The organism is Variovorax sp. P2_H12, from assembly GCF_056403395.1.
This window is the reverse complement of the sequence record NZ_JBFUFO010000088.1, coordinates 1-4,985: the sequence shown is the minus strand read 5'-3', so window position 1 is coordinate 4,985 and position 4,985 is coordinate 1. Positions and strand designations below refer to the sequence as shown.

At 67.8% G+C, this 4,985-nt stretch carries 3 protein-coding genes and 2 pseudogenes; all 5 read left to right on the top strand.

Translation table 11 applies throughout. The annotated features are described in order from the left end of the window. Positions 1 to 235 (top strand): annotated as a pseudogene (locus AC1DYK_RS35185) (CoA-transferase subunit beta); the annotation flags it as partial. A 49-nt stretch (positions 236 to 284) separates the two neighbouring features. Continuing rightward, a complete protein-coding gene (locus tag AC1DYK_RS35180; protein WP_478170492.1) occupies positions 285 to 1,256 on the top strand; it encodes an LLM class flavin-dependent oxidoreductase in 972 nt (323 codons plus the stop codon). A gap of 8 nt (positions 1,257 to 1,264) precedes the next feature. Continuing rightward, positions 1,265 to 2,734 carry an acyl-CoA carboxylase subunit beta gene (locus AC1DYK_RS35175; RefSeq protein ID WP_478170491.1) on the top strand — a complete coding sequence of 490 codons (1,470 nt, stop codon included), beginning with the start codon at positions 1,265 to 1,267 and terminating at the stop codon, positions 2,732 to 2,734. Positions 2,735 to 2,738: 4 nt separating this feature from the next. After that, on the top strand, positions 2,739 to 4,709 hold the full coding sequence (locus AC1DYK_RS35170; RefSeq protein WP_478170490.1) for an acetyl-CoA carboxylase biotin carboxylase subunit: 1,971 nt from the start codon (positions 2,739 to 2,741) through the stop codon (positions 4,707 to 4,709). Between the two features lie 19 nt (positions 4,710 to 4,728). Next, positions 4,729 to 4,985 (top strand): annotated as a pseudogene (locus AC1DYK_RS35165) (NAD(P)(+) transhydrogenase (Re/Si-specific) subunit alpha); the annotation flags it as partial.

The following is a 4,985-nucleotide window of genomic DNA, read 5'->3' as shown; positions in this document are numbered from 1 at the left end:
GCTGGCCGGCGGCATGTTCCGGGTGGTGACCGACCTGGGCATCTTCGGCTTCGACGACAAGACCAGGCACATGAAGATCGTCGCGCTGCACCCGGGCGTCACGCTGGAGCAGGTGCAGGACAACACCGGCTTCACGCTGCTGCACGACACGCACATCGCGACCACCGAGGTCCCGAGCGCGGCCGAACTCGCGGCCCTGCGCAAGCTGGACCCGGACCGGCTCTACATCGCATGACGCGGGTCGAGCATCCGCATTTCGAATATCGAATCACTGGAGAACATTGATGGCAACCTTGCATGGACAGTTTGGCATTGCAGCGCGCAATTTCACGGCCTTTCCGGAAATCCCGAACGCGGAGGCGCTGGTGCAGTACGGCGTGCGCATGGAGGAACTCGGCTTCGACTCGATCTGGGTCTGGGACCACATCCTGCTCGGCGTCGATCCGCACTTCCCGATCATCGATTCGCTGACGCTGCTGACGGCCATCGCCGCGCGCACCAAGAAGATCAAGCTGTCGACCGGAATCCTGGTGCTGCCACTGCGCAATCCGGTGGTGCTGGCCAAGCAGCTGTCGAGCATCGACCAGCTGTCCAACGGCCGCCTGCTGATGGCCATGGCCGCCGGCTGGTACAAGCGCGAGTTCGACGCTGTCGGCGTGGCCTACGAGGAGCGCGGCAAGATCATGGACGACAACCTCCAGATCCTCAAGCGCTTCTGGACCGAGGATGTGGTCTCCGGAGACTGGACGCACCACAAGATCCCGGCCGGCGTGATGTTCCCGAAGCCGGTTCAGAATCCCTGCCCGATCCTGATCGGCGGCTATGCCGACCGCGTGCTCAAGCGCGCCGCGGTCGATGGCGACGGCTGGCTCACCTACTTCTACAAGCCGGCGGCCTTCGTCGAGTCCTGGGCCAAGGTCTGCAAATACGCCACTGAAGCGGACAAGGACCCGGCCACGCTGATGAACGGCAACCAGCTGCCCATCATGGTGGGCGCCTCGCGCGAAGCCGTGCAGGGCAAGATGATGGAGTGGCTGAATGTCGACTTCGACATCGCCCAGGGCAGCCAGTCGACGATGGACAGCGCCATCATGGGCAATGTCGACGAGTGCGTGGCCCAGCTCAAGGAGCACATCGACGTCGGCGTCCAGAAGCTGGTCTTCGTTCCGTACAAGTACGAGATGGACCAGATCGAGATCATCGCCAAGGAGATCGTTCCGCGACTGCGTGCCTACGTGGCCGAAAAGAAGCGCTGAAGCCGGCGATGGCAGCGATTCTCGACCGGGCGGCCGCGTGCCGCGTGCCGGGGCCGGCCCCTGGGCGGGCGGCCTGGGCCGAAGCGCAGCACGCCCGCGGCAGGCTGACGGCACGCGAACGCGTCGATTTGCTGCTCGACGAAGGTTCGTCGACCGAACTGGGGCCCCGCCTGGGCCACGACGACGCCTGCAGCGGCGACGGCGTGATCACCGTGCGCGGCACCATCGGCGGCCGCGCCGTGTGCGTGTTCGCCAAGGACATGTCGGTGAGCCGCGGTACACTGGCCGAGGTGCATGCCCGCAAGATAGGCAGGCTGCAGGAACTCGCGCTGGAAGGCCGGGTGCCGATCATCGGAATATTCGACACGGCCGGCTTGCGGCTCGAAAGCGGCATGGATGCGCTGGCCGGCCATGGCGCCATCGTGCGCAACGCCGCAGCCGCTTCCGGCGTCGTTCCGCAGATCTCGCTGATCGTCGGCGGATGTCCCGGCGCCGATGCCTTGCTGCCGCCGCTGTCCGACTTCGTCTTCATGGCCAACGACGACAGCAGCCTGTTCCTCAGCGGCCCCGACGTGGTCCAACGGGTGACGGGCGAAGAGGTGAGCGCCGAGCAACTCGGGGGCGCAGGCGTGCACAGCAAGACCTCGTCCCTGGCGGATGGAGCGTTCGACAACGAGGTGCTGGCGATTCGCCAGTTGCGCCGCTTGTTCGGCTTCCTGCCGCTGCACAACCGCGCGGGGCCGACGCAGCGGCGCTGCCTGGATGACGCGGCCCGCGAGGCGCCTGCACTGGACACGCTGGTGCCGCAAGCCGATGCCGACGCCTACGACGTCAGGGAACTCATCGTGCAGGTGAGCGACGAAGCGGACTTCTTCGAATTGCAGTCCGACTTCGCCTCGAATGCGGTCATCGGCTTCGCGCGGGTCGATGGCCGCACCGTCGGCGTGGTGGCCAACCAGTCGTCGGTGCTGGCTGGCGTGCTCGACTGCGATGCGGCCCGCAAGATGGCGCGCTTCGTGCGCTTCTGCGACGCCTTCGGCATCGCGGTGCTCAGCTTCGTCGACACGCCCGGCTTCCTGCCCGGCGTCGCGCAGGAGCACGGCGGCGTTGCCCGGCACGTGGGCAAGTTGCTGTGCGCCTACGCGCAGGCCACAGTCCCGCTCGTGACGGTGGTGCTGCGCAAGGCCTTGGGCGGTGCGGGCGGTGCGATGGGATCGCGCGCGCTCGGCGCCGACCTGGTCTATGCCTGGCCCGACGCGCAGATCGGGCTCCTGAATGCCCAGGGCGCCGTGGCGCTGGGCGACGATCCGCAGGCGGCGCAGCAGCGCCTTGCGGCCGACGCCGCGGCGCGCCGCGGCGACATCGACGATGTCATCGCTCCGCGCCAGACCCGCCGGCACCTCGCGCGGGCACTGGAACTGCTGGCGCAGAAGTCGTGTGCGCAGCCCTGGCGCAAGCACGCCAACCTACCTCTCTAGCCCCATGTTCTCCAAGATTCTGATCGCCAATCGCGGCGAGATTGCCTGCCGGATCATCAGGACGGCGCGCCGGATGGGCATCCGGACCGTGGCGGTGTATTCCGATGCGGACGCTCGGGCGCTGCACGTGCAGATGGCCGACGAGGCCGTCCACATCGGACCGGCGCCGGCGATCGAGTCCTACCTGGTGATGGACAAGATCATCGAGGCCTGCCGTCGCACCGGGGCCGACGCGGTGCATCCGGGCTACGGCTTCCTCTCGGAGCGCGCGGCCTTCGCCACGGCGCTGAAGGCGGCCGGCATCGTGTTCGTCGGACCGAACCCGGGCGCGATGGAGGCGATGGGCGACAAGATCGAATCCAAGAAGCGCGCCAGCGCGGCACGGGTCTCGACGGTGCCGGGCTACCTGGGCGTGATCTCGGACCCGGCCCATGCGGTGGAGATCGCCAACGAGATCGGCTATCCGGTGATGATCAAGGCCTCGGCCGGCGGCGGCGGCAAGGGCATGCGCATCGCGGCCTCGGCCGCCGAGGTGGCCGAGGGCTATGCGCGCGCCAAGTCCGAGGCGGCATCGTCCTTCGGGGACGACCGCGTGTTCGTCGAGAAGTTCATCGTCGATCCGCGCCACATCGAGATCCAGGTCCTGGGCGACAAGCACGGCAACGTGGTCTATCTCGGAGAGCGCGAATGCTCCATTCAACGCCGCAACCAGAAGGTGATCGAGGAAGCGCCGTCGCCGCTGCTCGACGAGGCCACGCGCAGACGCATGGGCGAGCAGGCCGTGGCGCTGGCGCGCGCCGTGAACTACGACTCGGCGGGCACGGTCGAGTTCGTCTGCGGGCAGGACAAGTCCTTCTACTTCCTGGAGATGAACACGCGGCTGCAGGTCGAGCATCCGGTGACGGAGCTGATCACGGGCATCGACCTGGTCGAGCAGATGATCCATGTGGCCGCCGGCGGCAAGCTGGCGTTCGCTCAGGAAGACATCCGGCTGAAGGGCTGGGCGGTCGAAAGCCGCGTCTATGCCGAAGACCCCACGCGCAACTTCATGCCTGCGACCGGGCGGCTCACCACCTACCGCCCACCCGTCGAAGGCGAGCACGGTGGCGTCACGGTGCGCAATGACACCGGCGTGTACGAGGGCGGCGAGATATCGATCCACTACGACCCGATGATCGCCAAGCTGGTGACGCACGCGCCCACGCGGGCCGAGGCGATCGACCAGCAGGCGCTCGCGCTCGATGCCTTTGCCATCGAAGGCATCCGGCACAACATTGCGTTCCTGTCTGCGCTGATGCGTCATCCGCGCTGGCGCGCCGGCAAGCTGTCGACGGCTTTCATTGCCGACGAGTTCAAGGGGGGCTTCGTGTTGCCGCCGCCTGAAGGACTCACGGCGCAACGCATGGCCGCGGTCGCTGCCTCGATGGACGCGCTGGCCGATGGGGGCGCCGCTGCAGTCGGGCGTCGTGTGGTGCTTCTGGGATCTACGGCGCATCGGGTCACGGTCGAGGGTCAGCGCGGCCACTGGCGCGTGGGCTTCGACGATCTGCCGGGGATCGTGCACGAGGTGATATCCGATTGGATGCCGGGGCAGCCGGTCTGGAAGGGCTCGATCGACGGCGAGGCGGTGGCGATGCAGTTTCGCCGCACCGGCGACGGCGCCACGCTGGCCCATGCCGGCACGCAGGCCGAGGTCTGCGTGCTGTCGGCACGCGAGGCTGAACTGCTGGCGTGGATGCCGAAGCGGCAGCAGGCGGCCACCGGTTCCCAACTGCGCAGCCCGATGCCGGCGATGGTCATCGCGATCTCCGCGGAAGTGGGCCAGACCGTGGCGGCCGGCGATCCCCTGTGCGTCGTCGAGGCCATGAAGATGGAAATCACGCTCGGCGCCGAGCGCGCCGGTGTGGTGTCGAAGGTTCACGCAGGCCGCGGCGATGCGCTCGCGCTCGACGCGGTGATCATCGAATTCGAATGAATCCTGAGAGGCGGACTGTATGAAGATAGGCGTGCCGGCCGAGACTGTGCCAGGCGAAACCCGAGTTGCCGTGACCCCGGAGACCGCGAAGAAGCTCGTGGCGCAGGGCCACGTGGTGCGTGTGCAGGCGGGCGCGGGCGTGGCTGCGAGCGTGACCGATGCGGCGTACCAGGCCGCGGGGGCCGAGATCACGGATGCGGCGGGGGCGTTCGGCGCCGAGATCGTGCTGAAGGTGCGCACGCCGGACGAGCGCGAGAGCGCGCTGATGAAGCCGGG